We start from the raw sequence: 18,205 nt of genomic DNA on the forward strand, positions 1-18,205 counted from the left end.
TAACCGAAACTGTTAGCTTGTCGCTGCAGCTAAGCGCGGCACTGGCTTGTCGTTGATAGGCAAATGGATGATTGCGGCAGCAAACGCTAACACAACCGTCGACCACCAAATTGGATCGTAAGTCCCGTAATAGTCGTAGACTTTACCGCCGACCCAAGCGCCCAAGAAGCTACCCACTTGGTGCGTAAAAAAGACCAAACCGTAGAGCGTTGAAAGATAACGTGCGCCGAAGATCTGTCTTACTAGGCCAGAAGTCAGAGGCACGGTACCAAGCCAACAAAAACCAATCGCACCGCCAAACAGCGCCGCAGTATGCTCAGTAATTGGGAAGGTCACGAAGCTTGCAATCACCATAGTACGCACAAAATAGAGTGCCGACATCACGTGTCTTTTGCTAAAGCGATCGCCCATTACTCCCCAGAAATACGAGCCGAAGATATTAAAAATTCCCACATACGCCAATGCCATCGCTGCACTAGTTGCAGGTAAATTCTGATCCGCTAAATAGCTAGGTAGATGCGTGGCAATAAACATAACATGGAAGCCACACACGAAGAATCCAGCATGAATCAACCAGTAACCTTTATGATTAAACGCCTCGCGTAACGCTTCTTTAAGCGTTTGATTTGATTCAACCGTTTTTGCTTCACCTTGCTCTGAGCGGCTCGACTTCATGAACAGTGCAAATGCGATCATTAACGTACATAGCATTGCAAAGCCTTGCAGCGCACCTTGCCAACCAAAATCGCTCAACAAAGTTTGCGCCCCTGGAATCATGGCAAACATACCAAATGATCCCGCCGCAGTGGTTAAACCAAATGCTTTTGCCGCATGTTGAGGTGGCACCACTTTCGCTACCGCACCCAATACAATTACATAACTCGTTGCACTCAAACCAAAGCCGACTAATGTCCCTAACGAAAGGTAGAGCATGCTTGGTTCAACAGCGACTGCGGTTAAAAACAGGCCCGCTGCATACGCTATCGCACCGGCGATAATAATGCGTTTTGCCCCCCACTTATCTGCTGCCATGCCAACAAACGGTTGGAACATACCAAACAACAAATTTTGCAGTGCAATAGCGAAGCTAAAGAACTCACGGCCCACCTCAAAATGCTCGGATACTGGCATCATGAAAATACCAAATGACTGCCGAATCCCAAGGCTAATTATTAAGATCCCTATCCCTAACCAAACCAGTGGGGAAAACGAAAGATACTCATGAATGTATGACTCTTAATGATGGTGAGTGTGGTCGCCGTGATGACCAGTTTGGTGACAGCCGCTATCTACTGCTTGCTGAGCAAGTAGCTCAAGCAATGTTGGTGAGTGATGAACCGCGAGCAAAGACAAACCCAGCAGCAGTCCCATTCTCATCAACTGAGCAAACAAAGATTGTGAATGCATTCCCATGACTCAAATAGTGAAAAATGAGCGCGAAGTGTAGTGATGAGGGAACAATGATTCCAATGACTTTTTTTCAGTCATCACATGCATGATACGCATAGATTAGAAAAATGAAGAATTCGACCGGGAAATAGCCGCTTTTGTATGACATTTTGGTCCAAAACAACCGATTTACTCAACCAATCCAACCCCGACTGAGCAAGTTCTTGCTCTAAATGCTGGCAAATACTACCGGCAAACAGTACCGACAAACACAGACGAATAGGTAAAGAAAGGAATAACCGATATTCCGCTGTGTTTCACACTATTGATTGAATCGCAATCAATAGTCGTCCAATGTATACAAATTGTTACCTGCATCACACTGACTATATACACTGAGAGCGCGCGATGAACATCCATCAATTGGATCTAAATCTTCTGAAAACACTATTGGTATTGCTTAAGGAAAAGAGCACCAGCCGAGCCGCTGAGCGACTGAATACGAGCCAACCAGCGGTGAGTAGGACACTCGCAAAACTCAGGCTACAGCTTAATGATCCGCTTTTTTTTCGTGAATCCCGAGGCTAAAGCTTTCCCCAAAGCCGAGGGCTTAGCAGAGCGTTTGCCGGTACTTATCTCCGAATTAGAAGAGTTGCTGGCGAACACGATTTTTGACCCTGCACATCTACGCGGTAAAATGACAATAGCACTTAACGCCTTCACCGCCGAAACGCACGGTTACCAGCTCTATGAAGCAATCACTCAAGCCGCGCCAAGTCTGGATGTCGAAATCGTTAACCTAACGGACAAAACCACCATTGATTTGCTGAGTGGAGAAGTCGATTTTTCCATCAACTACTACCCTATCGAAGTCTCTAAAGAGCTCAGACAGATTCCTATCGGCCAGTGTCATTTTGGTGGTGTCGTGCGCAGCGATCATCCGCTTGCCAATAGCACTACATCGGTAGCAGAGGCTCTAAAGTACGATATATCAGGCCTTATCATTCCTGAATACAACAGCAAAAATATGCGACTTGCCGAATTTGAAGAAGCCCAAAGGGGATTTAAGCCAAAATTTCGTGCTCAATCCATCAACCCTGTTCTCAAGGCTGTTGAGCAATCTGACCTGTTCTTCGTGGCCCCTAGAGAAATCATGGGGGCTATTTGCAATGAACGCTACTCTTGGGTCGATGTTGAAGATGACAAACAGCGAAACTGCACCCCGCTGTGTTTGGTGTACAACAACAAACACTCCTATACCGAAAAATACGATTGGGTTGAGCGTCTTTGTCGCCAAGTTTTGAAACTCTAGCGACTTCGATTGCTCTATAGCGAGTACCTAAATATCAAGTATTGGCAAACCTTTAAACCTTTATGTCAGCCTAGGCTGTCAAACTGTATTTAATGGCTTGCCAAGTACTTAGCTGTGTACCGTTTACTTAGAACTGATAGTTGTACTCGATACGGTGGTCACCATTCGAGAAGTTGGTATTTTCGCTCCAGTTAGCGAAGTATCGAACGTTAGAACGAGGGTTAATTTGATAGCTGATCGCCGCTTCATGCATCAGCACCGCATCGTCACCTTCCATACCGAAATCCTTAAACGTATCAGAGCCTGATAACGTGCCCATGTACATTGGGTTGTAGTTAATCCAAATTTGATCTGTCACTTCTAACTTACCGTACATACCCGCAACGTAAAAAGTACCGTGAATATCCCAACGGTCTTGCGCTTGGCCAGAGCCTTGGCGATCTTCATCCAGTGTTTCACCAAACGCTGCGCCCAAACCAGCTAATGGGTAAAAGTTAAATGGCCCCATTTTTGGTAGCGCCTGAATAAAGCTGTAAGAAGCCGTACCTTGAGTACCTGCGTCTTTACTAAAGCCCAGATTAACATCAACTTGCGAACCACGGCCATTCGTCAGATCCACACCAAAGTTACGAAAACGAATAGAGTCGATACTGTCGTCCGCACCTCGGCCGTTCCAACCTACAGCTTCGCCAGCAAAGCCTTTGATTTCGATGATATTCATACCCATCGTAGTATCACTGCCCGTATCGTACGTTTGACCCACTTTTAGGTTCAGACCCTTATCTGTATATCCCATACCGGCTTGAGTATACACGGCAAGAGGATCAGACATATCTTGAACTTCAGAGTCGTTTGCCGACACGGAAGCTACCACGCTAAAGGAGCACATAAGTGCGATAAGAGATTTATTTTTGTTTAGGATTGTCATTGTGAAATACTCGAATTAACAATATTTAACGCAACATCCCTTTGCTGAGTTTTGTACCTACAAAATTTAAGGAAAAACACTCATCAGACCAATGACCTCGGCGAAATACCGTTTATCACAATTTAGATATATCAACCTAACTCCTACCAACTCCGATGTTGAAGAAAAAAGTTTGTAACACTACAGAGGTAGCGTGAGGAAGTTTGGTAAGTGGCAGTAAGAACGAATAGTTCATTAAGCCGAGTATCTTGAACAAGACAACGAATTTTGGGTATACAATAAAACAGACGGTAGAATTAAGAAGTGAGCTCACCATTGCCAACGCCCAATACAGAATTTGTAGTCTCCACTTTAAATCTGTTTAACTACCTTGCGCCGCCCAATGCGTACTATCAGCTCGATAATATCTACTCCCAACATGAGTGGGATAAGAAGCAGCGTTGGCTTAAACAACACATCGCTGAGCTAAACTGCGATATTATTGGTTTTCAGGAAGTGTTTAGCCCTGAAGAATTAAAGGTGCAGGTCAGTCAAATAGACTATAGGCACTTCGCCTGCATAGAGCGCCCAAAAGTAGAATCTGACTACATCTATTCAAGCCCTCCGGTTGCACTGGCCTCTCGATTTCCAATTACACAAATTAAGCTTGTCAACACGGATAAGCTGGATCACTTCCCTGCGGGTTTTGCGTTCAGTCGTGCTCCCTTACATGTCACCGTAGACATTCCGACATTAGGGTTATGCGATATCTATGTCGTACACCTAAAATCACAGCGTTCCAGCATTGAACGACAGGACAAGCAGCCAATTGAACGACAATGGCAAGATGAGATATTTGGTCAGTGGCAATCATCTATTCAAAGAGGTACAGAGGCTAGGCTACTGCATCAATATGTTGCTCAAACAAAAGCAGAGACTGGCCGGCCGTTTTTGATCATGGGTGACTTCAATCAAGATATCCGTCAACCAGAGCTCAGCAGCCTGCTTTCAAGAGGTATGTACCGCCAACCTAACTCTGCCGAACAACTTACACTCTATCACCTATACGATAGCTATGAGATTGCGCTGTCCGTACTCACGCCAAGGCCTCTGACGCACTATGTTGCCGACAGAGGCAGCATATTGGACTACATACTGACCTCTTCGGATTTTAATGCTCAATCAGCAACACGCCGAGCCACCATCGTTCGCCATCATGTGAACAACCGGCATTTGATCAGCCCCACGTTCGAGCAAGATCAATTCAGTAGTGACCACGCCTCTGTCTCCATCACCATTCAGTGCGATTAGCAGATAAGCTTTTAACTAGCTGAGGTGTGGAACAGTTTATGTAGCCTAGCGCTTTCAAATAAGTTGTTTACAACTATATAACAAGGCTGTTAGCCTATCACCGGGCTGACAGGACGCCCGCCTCGTAAAAGCACCCACCACCTGTATTTCAAATAACATACTTAACTTCTATTGAGTCCATAACGAGGATGGCCATAACCCAATATGGAGTTTGTATGCAAAAGCCTATATATCCGTCCGTTCTCCCTTCCACTCGCGCTTTAGCGACTAAGAGAGGAGACCAATAATGTCTGCACATCAGTTGTTTGATATAAGTAACCTAATCGCAGTCATTGGTTGGCTCAGCCTCATTGCCGGTGCGTTACCGATTAACCCCTCATTTCAGCGCTACGCACTCAGGTTCGGAGGAAGAGTCATCCCCATACTCTTATCCGTAGCTTATTTGTGGCTGCTTATCGCCTACTGGGGAAGTACACCCAATGGCGGCTATGGCAACCTCGATCAAGTTGCTGCGCTGTTCGCCTCACCTGGAAATCTGACTGCAGGCTGGATTCACTTCTTGGCATTCGACCTGTTCGTTGGACGCTGGATGATTGATGAAGTTGAAAAATCAGGCACCGCTCACTGGAGGCTTATAATGTTGCTGCCAATCACGTTCTTGATTGGTCCGGTTGGCCTGCTGCTCCACTTCGCGTTGAAAAGCTTGCTAAACAAAGCGAGATTGGCACACGCGTAAACAAAACTTTAACCTTAAATAGGCACTGCACATTTTAATGTGCAGTGCTATAAATCCTTTTCAATTGCGAGTACATTATTGATTGGAAAGGGATAAATGGATTTAGGTTATGGAAATAGTAGTACGACCGACGCACATCAGTGACGCCAAGGCATTGAGTGAACTTTACTCGCAACCCAAAGCGCAACGCGAGACTTTGCAACTTCCTCTCTCATCAGAAGCCATGTGGGTCAAACGCCTCGAATCCATGCCTGAAGGCGTATACTCATTTGTTGCCGAGATAGATGGCCGAGTAGTAGGAAATATTGGATTTGAACACGCCCAGCGTCCAAGAATCAGTCACTGCGGCAGTTTTGGTTTGGGTGTGCACGATGATTTTCACGGTTTAGGAGTGGCTAGTCGCTTGATTGAAACCGTCATCGATCTGGCTGATAACTGGCTTCAAATCAAACGTCTGCAATTGGAAGTAAACTGCGATAACGAAGCGGCCATCGCATGTTACAAGAAATTCGGCTTTGAGATCGAAGGAAAAGCCATACTTTCCTGTTTTCGCGATGGTGAGTACAGCGATACCTATTACATGGCGCGAGTAAAACCTTAGCCTGTCGTTAAGTAAAAACGCATCAACACAAAACTGATGCCTTATTGCTTCAGTGCGTTTAATGCTCTCTCTTTAACAGACTCAGTGTAAGGGTTGATCTTCCAATGGCTTGGGCTCCACCCTTTTACAAACCGCTGAAAGTCAGCCCAAGCGAACTCAAACATGGGGCGCCAAGCCCTCTCGACTTCATAGACATCTAAATCAGGCCGATATATTGACAAAGCTTCTTCAAGCGCCTCAAAGTACTCATCCAATAATGGCTGCTCCAGCGCAGCGCACTCTTCGGGCTCGACCGCACTGCTGATAAAAAGGGCGACATCCTTCATTGCGCAGCCCTTTCCGACATATTGAAAATCAACCGCGGCGGCGCGGGTATCATCGTCGGAAAAACAAAAGTTAGCCAACTTGGCATCGCCATGGACCAGAGTTTGAAACGGCGCCTCTTTTAACTTCAAGTCAATCGCTTTCGCAGCTTGCTTTAGAGGCAAGTCTTCCAACGCTGAAAACTCATCTGGGCGGGTATCTAGGTGCCAATATGTTCCGCTTTCCCATAGCCCTGCACCTTGATCTCCAATGAACTTGGCATGAAAGTGCGCAAGCCAGCGCAGGCAAGCACTTCTCTGTAACGGTGTGGCCTTACTGCTGATGTTTGGAAAACCTTTCAACGCCAGATCTTCCATGACAATTAACCACTCTCCCTCGCTTTCATGCTCGCACAAAATGCCTAACGCTCCATGAGGTAGATCTTGCTGGAGCTGAGGACTAAAGTGACGGTACCAGTTGAACTCAACATTGTAAGATTGGATTTTACGTTGATGTGAGATTGAGCTGTTCCAACCTTTGGGGTGACTGATGGCTTCCGGCAGGCTTACGTGTTTAATAATAAGGCTTGAGTAATCCTCACTTTCAACGGCGACACGCACCAGCTCACCATAACCACTCCATAGGCTCTGAATTGTATCAATGGAGGTGATGTCCTTAATGTCGAGATCGCGAAGGATTTCACTGTAGAGGCTACGGTTCATGAGGTCTGCTTATTCATTTTTAGGCTCGCGTTTGGCGAAAATACCTAACTTTTCGTCGAATTTGCTTGTGAAGTCATAGAATTATCCGTATTCCGGTTTGAATAAAAACCATTCCGCCCCTAGTATTGATGATTCTGCAATCTACATTACTACTCGCAGGAGTCACTCTACATCCATGAACAATCAGGCAAGCGCTAAGGTCGTTAAACTACCAAATCAAGCTAGCAATGTCAGTACAATCAACAGTTCAGACGCCCTTGCTATGATCGAACACAGCAGTGAGATGACCATTGGTATCACCACGCCCGTTGGAACCAAGTTTCGTTGCAAGACTCAGTTTATCGGTACTCACCCAGACAACTTGATCCTGATTGAAATACCTCCGATTTCAAAATCCGATTTGGATTTTTACTTTCAACCCGCTTTTTGGACGAGTGTAAGAGCAATATCGCCTCGTGGTGAAGGTGCACAAATTCATTTCAAGTCTCAGATTAAACATATCATTCGAGATCCAATAGCAATGATTAGCATGACGATACCAAACACCATGCAAATTACTCAGCTACGTAAGGAACCTCGCTACGATATTCAGCTTGAAGGTGCGATTACCCAAGGTGGAAACAAAACGTATTGTGAAATTCGCGATCTATCGAAAAGTGGTTGTCGTTTCTTTACTGCCCCACTCGGCCCAACTTTCCAAGTGGGTGACGTGATCATGATTGAGATAAGCGAAAACGCTAGTCAGCCGCAATGCCCGCCACTCTTCGGTACCGTATGCAACCTGCAACGCTCGACTCATCACTCTCGCTATGGTTTAGAGTTTAGTGAGTTAGGCAGAAAGAACGCCAAGACACTACTGTCGCGTTTGAGATTCAACGGAACTAAGCTCACCTTCTCAAACAAGACCAATTAACCAAGTCATTTCGACGATCTCGAGTAAAACCCAAGACCAAAAAAGCCAGTCTGAATCTTCAGACTGCCTTTTTACTTTTCGTATTTTAGGACAAGGCGCGCGAGCTAATCACTTAACCCAAAAATGAGATGTAACCTTGGAGGATAATCAGGTTAACGATATCGATAAAGAAAGCGCCGACTATCGGCACGACCATGAAGCTTGCGGAGACGGACCGAACTTGTTTACCAAAGTACCCATGTTCATCACCGCTGTTGGCGTTGCGCCTAACCCAAAGCCACAATGCCCGCCCGCGATGACGGCAGCATCGTAATTCTTACCCATCACTTTGAATGTCACAAAGTAAGCAAAGATACCCAGTATCACAGACTGCACAGCCAAAATAATCAGGAATGGAATCGCAAGATCAAAGATATTCCATAGTTTTAGGCTCATCAGCGCCATCGCTAAGAACAATGACAGCGACACTGTACCGAGAATATCCACGGTTTCCGTATCTACCTTATGAACTTTAGTCACTTCCATGATGTTAGTGATAAACACACCGATAAACAGGGCGTAAACAAAATCGGGGATCATCAACCACTGAATATCCAACCCTTTCACGAACTGCTCTAGATACTTAGCACCGGTGACACAAATAAGAAGGATAAACAGCACTTCGACCACTTTTTTTGCAGTTACTTTGTCTTCTTCGTATTCGTTGTAAGTAACAAGCTCTGGAAAGCGTTCATGGGTATGAATGCCAGTGCCGTATTCAGATTCAATATTGTGTTTGTTGATAAGCTTCTGAGCCACTGGACTGCCGATAATACCACCGATGATTAGACCGAATGTTGCCGACGCCATCGCGATTTCAAGCGTATTTGCCAGGCCGTAAGTCTCTGAGAATGTTTGTGACCACGCGGCACCTGTACCATGACCGCCAGACAAAGTAATGGAACCTGCAATCAAGCCCATCAGTGGGTCTAGCCCTAATGCCGTCGCCATCGACACACCCACGCCGTTCTGGATAATGATATAAAAACGACGCTACCGCTAAGAAAAGGAAAACTTTAGCCCCCCTTTCATCAACTGGGTGTAGTTCGCGGCTAAGCCTACGGTGCTGAAAAACATCAACATAAAGGTGTTTTGTAGCGGCAGAGAAAACTCCAAATCTATCTGATTGAAGTGCATTACTGTGATAATAAACGCTACAATCAAACCGCCGACAATGGGTTCAGGAATATTGAATTTTTTTAAGATAGGGAGCTTCGAATTAACGAAATGGCCAAGAAAAAGAACACTGATGGCAATTAAAAAAGATTCTAGTGGCCCTACGGAGATAACTTGATTCATATAACCTCTTTAAGTTTCCGCTCATCTTCCTTAATGAGTGTTGTTTACACGCAGTACTGCCTGTAAATCATTCTGTCATAATCTTTGTCTATAAATAGATCCTATACAAACAAATGAAATGTCTATCTCAACGATGATAATCAGGTTGACTATCGATAAGAGAAAAAAGAAAGCAGGCATTATTAAAGATTAGACCATCCTCTGTCGAGAGCTAGTTCGGTATAAAATTCACAAAAATGGCGCTAAGATCAAAGAAATTGGTGAATTTTGGGCAAAAAAAAGCCAACCGCAATGTTCGCGATTGGCGTATATTTTGTGTGAACAATAGTATTCACTAACAACGTCAGTTGGCTAGGTGACCCTCGGCTTAATAAGGGTCACTTGTGTATATGCAGTTAGCGTGCCAACTTTGAAACAGCCATTTTATATGTCCATCGTCGCAGAAAACCCACTCTTTGCCCTGCTGTTTCGCATAATGCATTTGCATTTTGCAAATTCAAATTGCAAATTAATACTCACCTACTTTCTTATCAACTGATTTATCAACCTTACTTACAATAGATCTCTATGATAGAGATACTCATTATTTTTGATTGTCTGTATACCCAAGTAACCTCAAGATGCGTGATTCAGCGTGAATTGCCTAGTTTGCAAACACGGCAACGATTCGACTATCTAGTGGTCCTACATTGAGAATCGTTAACAAAGTATGCGGACTAGGCAAACTCGCCCTTCGGGAGCGGATAACTGATTCAATTTCTGTGTTAAATGACTTGGAAAGAACCTGTTATTTCGCTGCATCATTTGCCTTGAACTTGAACCAGTGAACTCGCTCTGAATCCTGTCTCTTGAAGTCACTTGGGTATATAATCAGCCAATCCAAATTAATTGTGATTACAAATGAATTACTTAACGACTTTCTTTAAAGGTATGGCGATGGGCGCGGCCGATGTCGTCCCCGGCGTATCGGGCGGAACCATCGCTTTCATCACTGGCATCTACGACACGCTACTGGGCAGCATTCGAAAAATAGGCCCCGGAGCAATCACGATATGGCGTGAGCAAGGGTTCAAAGCCGCTTTCAATCACATCAACGGTTTTTTCTTAGTTGCACTGTTTGGCGGTGTATTAACCAGCATTTTGACTTTGGCAAAACTGATCTCTTACCTGCTTGTCGAACACCCTATCCCGCTGTGGTCGTTTTTCTTCGGCTTAATCCTTGTGTCTGTGTTCCACATCCTCAAGCAAATTGAGCAGCGATCGCTATCGCGCTTGGTGTTCTTACTGCTAGGGGTCGCCTTTGCTTATAGCATTACCGTCTTGAGCCCACTGCAGATGGAGCCGACTTATCTCAATGTCATCTTGGCAGGGGCCATCGCTATTTGCGCTATGATTCTTCCCGGTATTTCTGGCAGCTTTATTCTGCTTCTTATTGGTATGTACACGCCTGTTCTCGCTGCCGTTAAAGGATTTCAGATTGATATTCTGGCGCTGTTTTTAGTTGGCTGTGTTGCGGGTTTACTGTCGTTCTCACACGTACTTTCTTGGTTATTGAACCGTTTCCGCGACTTTACACTTATCTTCCTGACAGGGTTGATGATAGGTACTTTGCCGAAAATTTGGCCTTGGAAGCAAACTCTGACTTGGCGCACTAACTCAAGTGGTGAGCAAGTGCCTTTAATTGAGCAAAACCTTTCACCGTTCCAGTTCGAAGCAGTGACGAACCAACCATCACAGCTGGTCTTAGCGGTAGTTATGATGGTGGTAGCCATTGCCCTCGTCCTCGGGCTTGAGAAGTTTGCTGAAGGTAAAGAGAGTTAAGCTCCAGTTCAATCCACCTATCCCCTCAAACAGCTTTCCCACTCAAACAATAAGCGGAGCCAAATAGCTCCGCTTTTTTGTTCGTCACCACAGCGTTACCATTTGATTCTTTCCACATTTTTATCGTCGCACTCAATGCTGAATCACAGCTTCATGCTACTATCGCATTTTGATTTCCTATGAGTTTTCACTGATGCATTCAGGTTTTAAGTTTATCTTTATCGGTGCAGCGTTGGTTGCGGGCATTTTTGCCAGCGATGTTATCTTTCAGCCATCTCAATCCGAGCCTACCTCTTTAGCACCGTCCCTTGATGATCACTGCATGCTGACTTCAGCGCCATGTAAGCAAGACAATGCTGTCATGACGATAGACCGAGATACGGTTCATCCGCTTATCCCTGTCACGTTAGAAGTAGAATGGCCTGACTCTGAAAGCGACAGCCTGCAACTGTCATTAGAAGGTCACGAGATGGATATGGGCGCTCCCCGATTCATCCTCAAACGAACCGATGGAAACCTCTTTTCAGGTGAGATTATCCTCCCTGTCTGCACTCAAGAGAGCATGATTTGGACCGGCAAATTGACCGATGGTGCTCATACCGTTTTCCCTGCAATAAGGATGTCTCATGAATAAGCGTTGGATTCTCGCACTTGCTGCCGCCTTTGCACTAGGCATTGGCGCTAAGCAGTTCCTAAACTCTTCTTCCGAATCAGGTTCAGGTGTGATGGCTGAACTCGGTTTGCAAGGTAAAAACGATCAAGCCGTCGCACTGTTTAATCCGCAGGATGAGCGAATTCGCATTGTCTACTTTGGCTTCACGCATTGTCCAGATGTCTGCCCAACCTCTCTTGCGATGCTTGCAGGCGCCTTAAATCAAGTTGACCAAGATTTAGCTAATCAGTTCTGGCCAGTCTTTATTTCACTCGACCCTGATCGCGACCACGCAGCCAAAGCCCATGAATATGCCCAATACTTCCATCCAGCCATTGATGGGGCTTCGACTTCCGAAGAAAAAACCAAAGCACTAGCGGGTCAGTACGGCGTGATTTTTCGAAGAACCGAACTTGAGAATTCTCAACTTGAATACACGGTCGACCACAGTTCTTACTTCTACTTCTTAAAGCCTGATGGCACCCTGATTCAAAAAGTACCCCACACTTTAACACCTGCCCCTATCGTGCAGGCCATGACAACAATTACAAGCTCATCAAAAGGATAATGACATGAAACTAAAAGCCCTGATGTTCTCTAGCCTAATTGCGACTTCTTTCACCGCCACAGCGGCTATGGATGTGATGGCTCACCATCCTTACGCACGTGCCACTCCACCAAATGCCCCTACCAGCGCTGTCTTTGTTGAGTTAATGAACCACAGCGAGGTTGACCGCACCATAGTGGCTGCACAAACGCCAGCGGCAGGTAAAGTTGAGTTGCATGATGTGATCAAAGAGGGCGACTTAATGAAGATGCGTCAGGTCGAAAATATCGTCATCCCAGCTAACGAAACCGTTACGCTCAAGCCTGGTAGCTTACACATCATGTTGTTTGACCTTGTCGAACCTCTAAAAGAAGGGAATGAGATCGAAGTGGAGCTGGAATTCGCCAACGGTGCCAAGCAAACCTTCACTGCGCCAATCAAAAAAGTGATGGGCGGAATGAAGCACCACCATTAATCCTAATCATTCTAAAACACAGAAAAGCCCCCGATGACGAAATCATCGGGGGCTTTTTCATTCTTTAGTAGGAGCCAAGCTAAGACTTGTTAAATGAGCTGTGGGAGAAATCGAGCTTTTCTAACCCATCTGTTTGTACTGGTTGCTCAGGAGGATTAGCAGGGGCTTCCTCATCGATCGCCACTTCTGGCGGTGCCTCCTCCAACTCTGCTTCTGCAACTTCACCCTTAGCTGGGATATAAACACCACGCTTGTAGAGCTTATTCAATGCTTTAATGATGGAATGTTTGCTCACAGTGCCGGCAGTAATTTTCTTAACCATAGGCTTGGCCAAAGCCTGCAAACCAACCACTGAATCAACACCAATATTCGAGCCGACTTGATCGCGCAGTGCTTTTGCAAGTTCGTAGCCGAAATGCGCCGAAAGGAAAGCCCAAATATACGCTACCGCATTGCCTGAGCTGCCCCTGTCTATCCATGCTTGAGCCGCATGGTACATGGCTTCGTTATTTCCTTGTTCAGCGGCTCTTTCAAGCCAGTAACAAGCTTTGCTGTGGTCAGAGGCGATGCCTTTACCTTCGAGATAGCATAAACCTAACTTCATTCGTCCAGTGCTGCTGTTTAGCTCTGCCGCCTTGCGATACCAATAGATGGCATCTTCTGGCTTGCGATCAAAGTTATCGGGTGATTGACACCAATCGCCGAGGAAAAGAATGGCGTTAATGAAACCTTCATTGGCCGCACTTTGCATCGTCTCCAATGCTTTTACAATGTTCTTCTCAATGCCACGACCATGGAAATACGCCAGTGCCACTTCGTATTTAGCCGACACTTGACCTTCAGAGGCATTAATAGCCAACTGCCAGAACCTTGCTTTCTCTTTGAGCACCACATCTTCGCGCATGCGCTGGCTGATACGCACTATCCCGTACATACCCGTCACATTATTCAGCTCCGCCGCCTTGTTGTACCAATACAAGGCTTCTTTCACATTCTTACGTTCTGCTTCTTTGGCTAAGTAGAGAATGGTTGGAATATGCCCGCTTTCCGCTTTCATTAAGCGCTCTTCACGCTCTTTTTGGCGGTTTTTTTCTAGCGCTTTTCGATAAGCAATCTCTCGCTGTTTTCTCTCTTCTTCTAAACGCTTTTTTCTAATTGAGAGCGACAACATCCATACAAACACCAAAATCAGTGCCAGTCCTGTCGCGCCAATTGCTATGCCTATCGTACTCATTCGGTCATCTTTTCATTCGCATGTATTAGTGTATCGACCACCAACGCATATCTTTGAGTCATAGTTAAAGTGTAGGAAACAAAGTCGCCCAGCGACTTTTATACCCAAGTAACCTCAAGATACTTGTGTATACAAGGTAACGATGATAACTCACCGGAGAGAACTTCTCATCGAAGAATATGAAAGGAAGTGAAGTAACACGGACATTAATGAAGGTCCGCCATAGACACAGGTGTGAAAGAAAGGAAAAAAGCTGAAGGTTTACCCTTCAGCCATCATCTTTGCATCGTTTAGGTCAACAACTTGCTTGTCTTGTACTGAATGAGTCAGGCCGTTGAATTTGCCACCTTTCTCAATGCTTAGATCATCACTGTAAATCTCGCCGGTCGCACGGCCTTGGCTAAGGATTTCAATACGTGATGCATGGCAAACACCTTCAAACTCACCGTTAATAATAACGTGATTTGCAAAGACTTCGCCTTTTACAGAACCAGATTGGCTAATCACCAAGGCTTTCTCTACATGCAGTTGGCCTTCGATTTGGCCATCCACTTGAATGTCACTTTCTAGCTTGAGTTGTCCTTCGATAGCACAGCCTTTTGCGATGACAGTTGTAGCTGACTGCTGACTCTTAGCTCGACTTTGTTTACTAAAGATTCCCATCGAATACCTCGTACTTCACTAAATATTGTTTCAAAATTGTCCACCCCCAATCAACAAAGGGCTTCGGATCTAACGGCCTACCGACAAAGCGAACTTCGTAATGCAAATGCGGGCCCGATGATAAACCACTGTTGCCGGAATAGGCGATTAGGTCACCCTTCTGGACAAACTCACCGCTCTTAACCGCAAACTTTTGCAAGTGCGAGTAAGAGCTTGAAAAACCGTAGCTGTGTTGCAATCGCAAAAAGTTACCCGAGCCTTCTTTGCTCGGCCTTGTAATTTCAACCACACCATCTGCCGGAGCATAAACGGGCGTGCCAGTATTCACGGCAAAGTCTTGGCCACGGTGCATTCGTATCGAGCCAGTCACAGGGTGCTTTCGCTTCCCATAGCCTGAAGATATCCGAGCGTTATGAACAGGCGCACCACTCGGAATTTGAGTAAGCATCACCATTCTGACTGAAGAGGTGATCGCTGCTGTGTCCAAACGGGACTCAAGCTCACCTTCACTGTCGTTCATTCCGAGGACTTTTTCTAAATCCCCCAAACGGTCCGATACTAGGTTCATTCGCTCTTCGCGATCGATCAAGTCACTCTCTAAGCTGGTTTTTAGCTCTCGAAGTGATTCAACTTCTTCCGTTAACGACATAGATTTTGTCTCAAGCTCACGCTGTTTAAGCTTGGCAAAATCCACCTCGTTAACGAGGTAGTAGATGGCTCCACCTGTTACCATTACGCCAAGCGCAACGAAGTAGCCGATCCCTTTTAAGCAATGACGAACCCATTTACCGATATGAAAGTGTTTAGTTCCGCGCACCGAAGAGACGGATACCACTACTCTCTCTTTCATTACTTATTCACTGTTACAACCAAATCGGGGCGATTCTAGCAACAATCGCAGACGCTAGATATCCCCCGTTGTATACCTTTCAACCAATCTCACACCGCTATTAATAACTTTGTGAGTTGAAGTCAATCTTATGAGATGCGACTTAAGAAATCAGAAGCATAGTTTTTTCAAGCACGTGAAATATACCCTGTGACGACAGGATTTTGTGCAACTTACCCTTTATCTTCATAGTGCGTTGTTTTATAAGTAACTTGATAAAACATAGAGTCAATCGACAAAAAGGATGAGCATGAAAATAGGCATTATTGGGTTGGGCGACATTGCCCAAAAAGCATACCTACCCGTCATCACCCAAAAAACGGGGATCGAACTTGTTTTCTGCACACGCCAACCCGAAACCGTAAAAAGGTTGAGCCAGCAGTACCGAATCAATGAGTATTGCACTCAATATCAGGACTTACTCAAGCACAGTGTAGACGCCGTTATGATTCACGCTGCCACGGCTGTGCATCATGAGATAGCCCAATTTTTCTTGTCTCACAACATCCCAACTTTTGTTGATAAACCATTAGCCGACAGCGCAGCCCAATGTGAAGAGCTATACGATATTGCAGACAAGCACCAACAACCCCTGTATGTGGGCTTCAACCGTCGCCATATCCCTTTGTACAATCAACAGTTGCCTTCATTGCAAAAAGGCCAGCAATCGGATTTACGAGTGATGCGTTGGGAGAAACACCGACACAACTTACCAGGTGAACTGAGGACTTTTGTCTTCGACGACTTCATTCACGCGTTGGATAGTGTCAATCTTGCCGCTAAAGCGACTTTAGAAGGAGTGAACCTCAATATCGCGAAAGAAGGGTCGCAACTCTCGCGAATCGACGTATCGTGGCAGCATCAAGATACGATTTATCAAGCGAGCATGAATCGACAATTTGGTATCACTCGCGAGCGAATGTCCGTGGCGTTAGTCAACCAAAGCTATGAGTTCGATTCGTTTGTGTCGGGCAAAAAGTGGATTGATGGACAAGAGCATCAAGTCGCCCTAAAAGATTGGACACCCATGCTTAGCAGCAAAGGCTTCGACGCTATGCTTGAAGATTGGTTTGCGGTAGTTCGTTCTGGCAAACTGCCAACACACACCGCTCAACGTAACCTGGCGACCCATCAACTGGCTGAAGCCATTCTCAATGAGATTGAGCGCTAAAAATCGTACGTTAGACCAAAATGCAGTTTGTAGTCGTTATTATCTGGGGTAACGCCACTGGAATCCGTTTTCGGTGAAGCAACGTGATCCCAGGTAAACTTAACGCTAAAGTCGAGGTCATTAATGATCTCGAAGTCTACGCCAATATTATTGCTGTGCCGTATCCCGCCAGAAATGTTATTGGCCCAGTTCAAATCATAGGAGTGGGTAAAGTCGACATCTTTACTCACTTCCCATTCAAAGTTCGATGAGAACACCAATATCGGGCTCTCTTCATCGCGAGATTCAGACTCCAATACTGTGTCGTAGCGGGTGATCTGATAACCCGGCCCCACAGACACGTCCCACTCCAATTCCGGAGTGACTAATACAAAGTAACCGATCTGAGTTGACGCATTAATTCGATAATCAATGTTTTGAAATTTATCGCTGCTGGCCGAGATTTTCGCAGGGCGGAAGAACAAACGGTTATTGAGGTAAATATCGTAAGAGGCGTCGGCAGTATGGTTTTGAGCGGTTTTTTCACCTCCCGATTGCGTCACATTGCCTTTGTACTTGAGCAGTGTTCGAGAGCTGACACTTTGGCGTTTCGCATTTACTTCGGCCGAAAGAGAAGCTTCATTGGTGTTCCCTTTACTCAAGTTAGCGCCCAAGAAAAAATCCGCTTCCCAGCGGTCGATCTCTTTATTTGCTCGCGTGAGTGCAGACACCATCATCTCAATCGGAAACTGTTGGGTTCCTTCAGGGCTAGTCACTGATAATTTGTCATTCTCGATGCGCAAAGTGCCGTACAAGGTATCGCCATTGGCAAGCTTGATCACATAAGTTCCGGATGTCTGAAGTACCGAGATGTCTTCTATATCGACTTCTTGGTCGCCTAAGTCGTCACTATCAAACTCAATAGACTGTTCGTAAGAGTTATGATCTTCTTTCACGGTGCCAATCAGCTCACCGATCAGCACTTCACCGGACTTAAGTTTAAGCCAATCGTCGTTCTCGTTGATCACGATAACTTGCGTATAGGTATGGGTGCCCTCCTCCGTCTGAGCCCAAGTAGGGACGTGCCAAACCAATGTAAGCGAGGCAAAGGTTGGAGCAAGTAGAGCAGGCATCATATGCCATGCCGACAGTGTGGTTGATTTCTTCCCTGACAATCTAACAATCACTAATTTGAGAGTGTGGCCTATAGTCTTAACAAATATGATCTAACTAGTCGAAAAC

Annotated in this window: 17 protein-coding genes and 3 pseudogenes; 12 read left to right on the forward strand and 8 right to left on the reverse strand. The window is 45.5% G+C overall.

The genetic code is table 11. The features are described 5' to 3' along the window. Positions 1 to 12: 12 nt before the first annotated feature. Positions 13 to 1,223 (reverse strand): annotated as a pseudogene (locus UA76_RS01535) (MFS transporter). 6 nt (positions 1,224 to 1,229) lie between these two features. Here UA76_RS01535 and UA76_RS23820 point away from each other — a divergent pair. From UA76_RS23820 to UA76_RS01545, 3 genes are all read left to right on the forward strand, one after another. After that, complete coding sequence (locus UA76_RS23820) at positions 1,230 to 1,415, forward strand: hypothetical protein (RefSeq protein WP_047042399.1); 186 nt, start codon at positions 1,230 to 1,232, stop codon at positions 1,413 to 1,415. Positions 1,416 to 1,797: 382 nt separating this feature from the next. Beyond that, entirely contained in the window at positions 1,798 to 1,977 is a 180-nt protein-coding gene (locus UA76_RS23950) for a LysR family transcriptional regulator (RefSeq protein ID WP_202906894.1), read from the forward strand. After that, positions 1,943 to 2,701, forward strand: a complete 759-nt coding sequence (locus UA76_RS01545; protein WP_238322130.1) for a LysR substrate-binding domain-containing protein — start codon at positions 1,943 to 1,945, stop codon at positions 2,699 to 2,701. Before UA76_RS23950 ends, UA76_RS01545 begins: the two co-directional genes overlap by 35 nt. Positions 2,702 to 2,828: 127 nt before the next feature. On the opposite strand, the gene UA76_RS01550 is transcribed toward UA76_RS01545, so the two are convergent. After that, complete coding sequence (locus UA76_RS01550) at positions 2,829 to 3,629, reverse strand: hypothetical protein (RefSeq protein ID WP_202906896.1); 801 nt, start codon at positions 3,627 to 3,629, stop codon at positions 2,829 to 2,831. A 303-nt stretch (positions 3,630 to 3,932) separates the two neighbouring features. Between UA76_RS01550 and UA76_RS01555 the strand changes: the two genes are divergently transcribed. From UA76_RS01555 to UA76_RS01565, 3 genes are all read left to right on the forward strand, one after another. Then, positions 3,933 to 4,919 carry an endonuclease/exonuclease/phosphatase family protein gene (locus UA76_RS01555; RefSeq protein ID WP_084705445.1) on the forward strand — a complete coding sequence of 329 codons (987 nt, stop codon included), beginning with the start codon at positions 3,933 to 3,935 and terminating at the stop codon, positions 4,917 to 4,919. Positions 4,920 to 5,205: 286 nt separating this feature from the next. After that, on the forward strand, positions 5,206 to 5,655 hold the full coding sequence (locus tag UA76_RS01560) for an ABA4-like family protein (protein WP_052771900.1): 450 nt from the start codon (positions 5,206 to 5,208) through the stop codon (positions 5,653 to 5,655). A gap of 109 nt (positions 5,656 to 5,764) precedes the next feature. After that, a complete protein-coding gene (locus UA76_RS01565; RefSeq protein ID WP_047042405.1) occupies positions 5,765 to 6,256 on the forward strand; it encodes a GNAT family N-acetyltransferase in 492 nt (163 codons plus the stop codon). A 41-nt stretch (positions 6,257 to 6,297) separates the two neighbouring features. Here the strand turns inward: UA76_RS01565 and UA76_RS01570 are convergent, their stop codons facing one another. Then, complete coding sequence (locus UA76_RS01570) at positions 6,298 to 7,281, reverse strand: phosphotransferase (RefSeq protein ID WP_047042407.1); 984 nt, start codon at positions 7,279 to 7,281, stop codon at positions 6,298 to 6,300. 175 nt (positions 7,282 to 7,456) lie between these two features. Between UA76_RS01570 and UA76_RS01575 the strand changes: the two genes are divergently transcribed. Then, positions 7,457 to 8,194, forward strand: coding sequence for a flagellar brake protein (locus UA76_RS01575; RefSeq protein ID WP_047042408.1), 738 nt, complete (start codon positions 7,457 to 7,459; stop codon positions 8,192 to 8,194). 180 nt (positions 8,195 to 8,374) lie between these two features. On the opposite strand, the pseudogene gltS reads toward UA76_RS01575, so the two are convergent. Then, a pseudogene (gltS, locus tag UA76_RS01580) lies at positions 8,375 to 9,532 on the reverse strand (sodium/glutamate symporter). Positions 9,533 to 10,432: 900 nt separating this feature from the next. Here gltS and UA76_RS01585 point away from each other — a divergent pair. The 4 genes from UA76_RS01585 to UA76_RS01600 all read left to right on the forward strand — a co-directional run bounded on the left by UA76_RS01585 (position 10,433) and on the right by UA76_RS01600 (position 13,027). After that, positions 10,433 to 11,353, forward strand: coding sequence for a polyprenyl-phosphate transporter (locus UA76_RS01585; protein ID WP_047042410.1), 921 nt, complete (start codon positions 10,433 to 10,435; stop codon positions 11,351 to 11,353). 193 nt (positions 11,354 to 11,546) lie between these two features. Beyond that, a complete protein-coding gene (locus tag UA76_RS01590) occupies positions 11,547 to 11,987 on the forward strand; it encodes a hypothetical protein (RefSeq protein WP_047042411.1) in 441 nt (146 codons plus the stop codon). Further along, positions 11,980 to 12,573 (forward strand): SCO family protein, encoded by a 594-nt coding sequence (locus UA76_RS01595; RefSeq protein ID WP_047042413.1) that lies wholly within the window; start codon positions 11,980 to 11,982, stop codon positions 12,571 to 12,573. Before UA76_RS01590 ends, UA76_RS01595 begins: the two co-directional genes overlap by 8 nt. Before the next feature lie 4 nt (positions 12,574 to 12,577). Further along, positions 12,578 to 13,027: a copper chaperone PCu(A)C gene (locus UA76_RS01600; RefSeq protein ID WP_047042415.1), complete on the forward strand. Its 450-nt coding sequence runs from the start codon at positions 12,578 to 12,580 to the stop codon at positions 13,025 to 13,027. Between the two features lie 79 nt (positions 13,028 to 13,106). On the opposite strand, the gene UA76_RS01605 is transcribed toward UA76_RS01600, so the two are convergent. The 3 genes and pseudogenes from UA76_RS01605 to UA76_RS01615 all read right to left on the reverse strand — a co-directional run bounded on the left by UA76_RS01605 (position 13,107) and on the right by UA76_RS01615 (position 15,774). Next, the gene (locus UA76_RS01605; RefSeq protein ID WP_047042417.1) at positions 13,107 to 14,261 is read right to left on the reverse strand and encodes a tetratricopeptide repeat protein; all 1,155 of its coding nucleotides are present in this window, start codon (positions 14,259 to 14,261) and stop codon (positions 13,107 to 13,109) included. A gap of 261 nt (positions 14,262 to 14,522) precedes the next feature. Further along, positions 14,523 to 14,924 carry a bactofilin family protein gene (locus UA76_RS01610; RefSeq protein ID WP_084705446.1) on the reverse strand — a complete coding sequence of 134 codons (402 nt, stop codon included), beginning with the start codon at positions 14,922 to 14,924 and terminating at the stop codon, positions 14,523 to 14,525. Next, a pseudogene (locus UA76_RS01615) lies at positions 14,828 to 15,774 on the reverse strand (M23 family metallopeptidase). The gene UA76_RS01610 and the pseudogene UA76_RS01615 overlap by 97 nt, the downstream one beginning before the upstream one ends. A 289-nt stretch (positions 15,775 to 16,063) precedes the next feature. Between UA76_RS01615 and UA76_RS01620 the strand changes: the two are divergent. Next, complete coding sequence (locus UA76_RS01620) at positions 16,064 to 16,984, forward strand: Gfo/Idh/MocA family protein (RefSeq protein ID WP_047042418.1); 921 nt, start codon at positions 16,064 to 16,066, stop codon at positions 16,982 to 16,984. On the opposite strand, the gene UA76_RS01625 is transcribed toward UA76_RS01620, so the two are convergent. Then, positions 16,981 to 18,138, reverse strand: coding sequence for a DUF481 domain-containing protein (locus UA76_RS01625; RefSeq protein ID WP_238322131.1), 1,158 nt, complete (start codon positions 18,136 to 18,138; stop codon positions 16,981 to 16,983). The two genes, UA76_RS01620 and UA76_RS01625, sit on opposite strands and share 4 nt — an antisense overlap. Positions 18,139 to 18,205: the final 67 nt, after the last annotated feature.

The organism is Vibrio mexicanus (genome assembly GCF_001012815.1).
GTDB classification, from domain to species: domain Bacteria; phylum Pseudomonadota; class Gammaproteobacteria; order Enterobacterales; family Vibrionaceae; genus Vibrio; species Vibrio mexicanus.

Excerpts from the sequence above, each read along its gene's own strand:
- UA76_RS01620 (WP_047042418.1), top strand. The coding sequence starts at position 16,064 with ATGAAAATAGGCATTATTGGGTTGGGCGACATTGCCCAAAAAGCATAC.
- UA76_RS01575 (WP_047042408.1), top strand. The coding sequence starts at position 7,457 with ATGAACAATCAGGCAAGCGCTAAGGTCGTTAAACTACCAAATCAAGCT.
- UA76_RS01560 (WP_052771900.1), top strand. The coding sequence starts at position 5,206 with ATGTCTGCACATCAGTTGTTTGATATAAGTAACCTAATCGCAGTCATT.
- UA76_RS01595 (WP_047042413.1), top strand. The coding sequence starts at position 11,980 with ATGAATAAGCGTTGGATTCTCGCACTTGCTGCCGCCTTTGCACTAGGC.
- UA76_RS01585 (WP_047042410.1), top strand. The coding sequence starts at position 10,433 with ATGAATTACTTAACGACTTTCTTTAAAGGTATGGCGATGGGCGCGGCC.
- UA76_RS01550 (WP_202906896.1), bottom strand. The coding sequence starts at position 3,629 with ATGACAATCCTAAACAAAAATAAATCTCTTATCGCACTTATGTGCTCC.
- UA76_RS01610 (WP_084705446.1), bottom strand. The coding sequence starts at position 14,924 with ATGGGAATCTTTAGTAAACAAAGTCGAGCTAAGAGTCAGCAGTCAGCT.
- UA76_RS23950 (WP_202906894.1), top strand. The coding sequence starts at position 1,798 with ATGAACATCCATCAATTGGATCTAAATCTTCTGAAAACACTATTGGTA.
- UA76_RS01590 (WP_047042411.1), top strand. The coding sequence starts at position 11,547 with ATGCATTCAGGTTTTAAGTTTATCTTTATCGGTGCAGCGTTGGTTGCG.
- UA76_RS01545 (WP_238322130.1), top strand. The coding sequence starts at position 1,943 with ATGATCCGCTTTTTTTTCGTGAATCCCGAGGCTAAAGCTTTCCCCAAA.
- UA76_RS23820 (WP_047042399.1), top strand. The coding sequence starts at position 1,230 with ATGACTCTTAATGATGGTGAGTGTGGTCGCCGTGATGACCAGTTTGGT.
- UA76_RS01570 (WP_047042407.1), bottom strand. The coding sequence starts at position 7,281 with ATGAACCGTAGCCTCTACAGTGAAATCCTTCGCGATCTCGACATTAAG.
- UA76_RS01605 (WP_047042417.1), bottom strand. The coding sequence starts at position 14,261 with ATGAGTACGATAGGCATAGCAATTGGCGCGACAGGACTGGCACTGATT.
- UA76_RS01600 (WP_047042415.1), top strand. The coding sequence starts at position 12,578 with ATGAAACTAAAAGCCCTGATGTTCTCTAGCCTAATTGCGACTTCTTTC.
- UA76_RS01565 (WP_047042405.1), top strand. The coding sequence starts at position 5,765 with ATGGAAATAGTAGTACGACCGACGCACATCAGTGACGCCAAGGCATTG.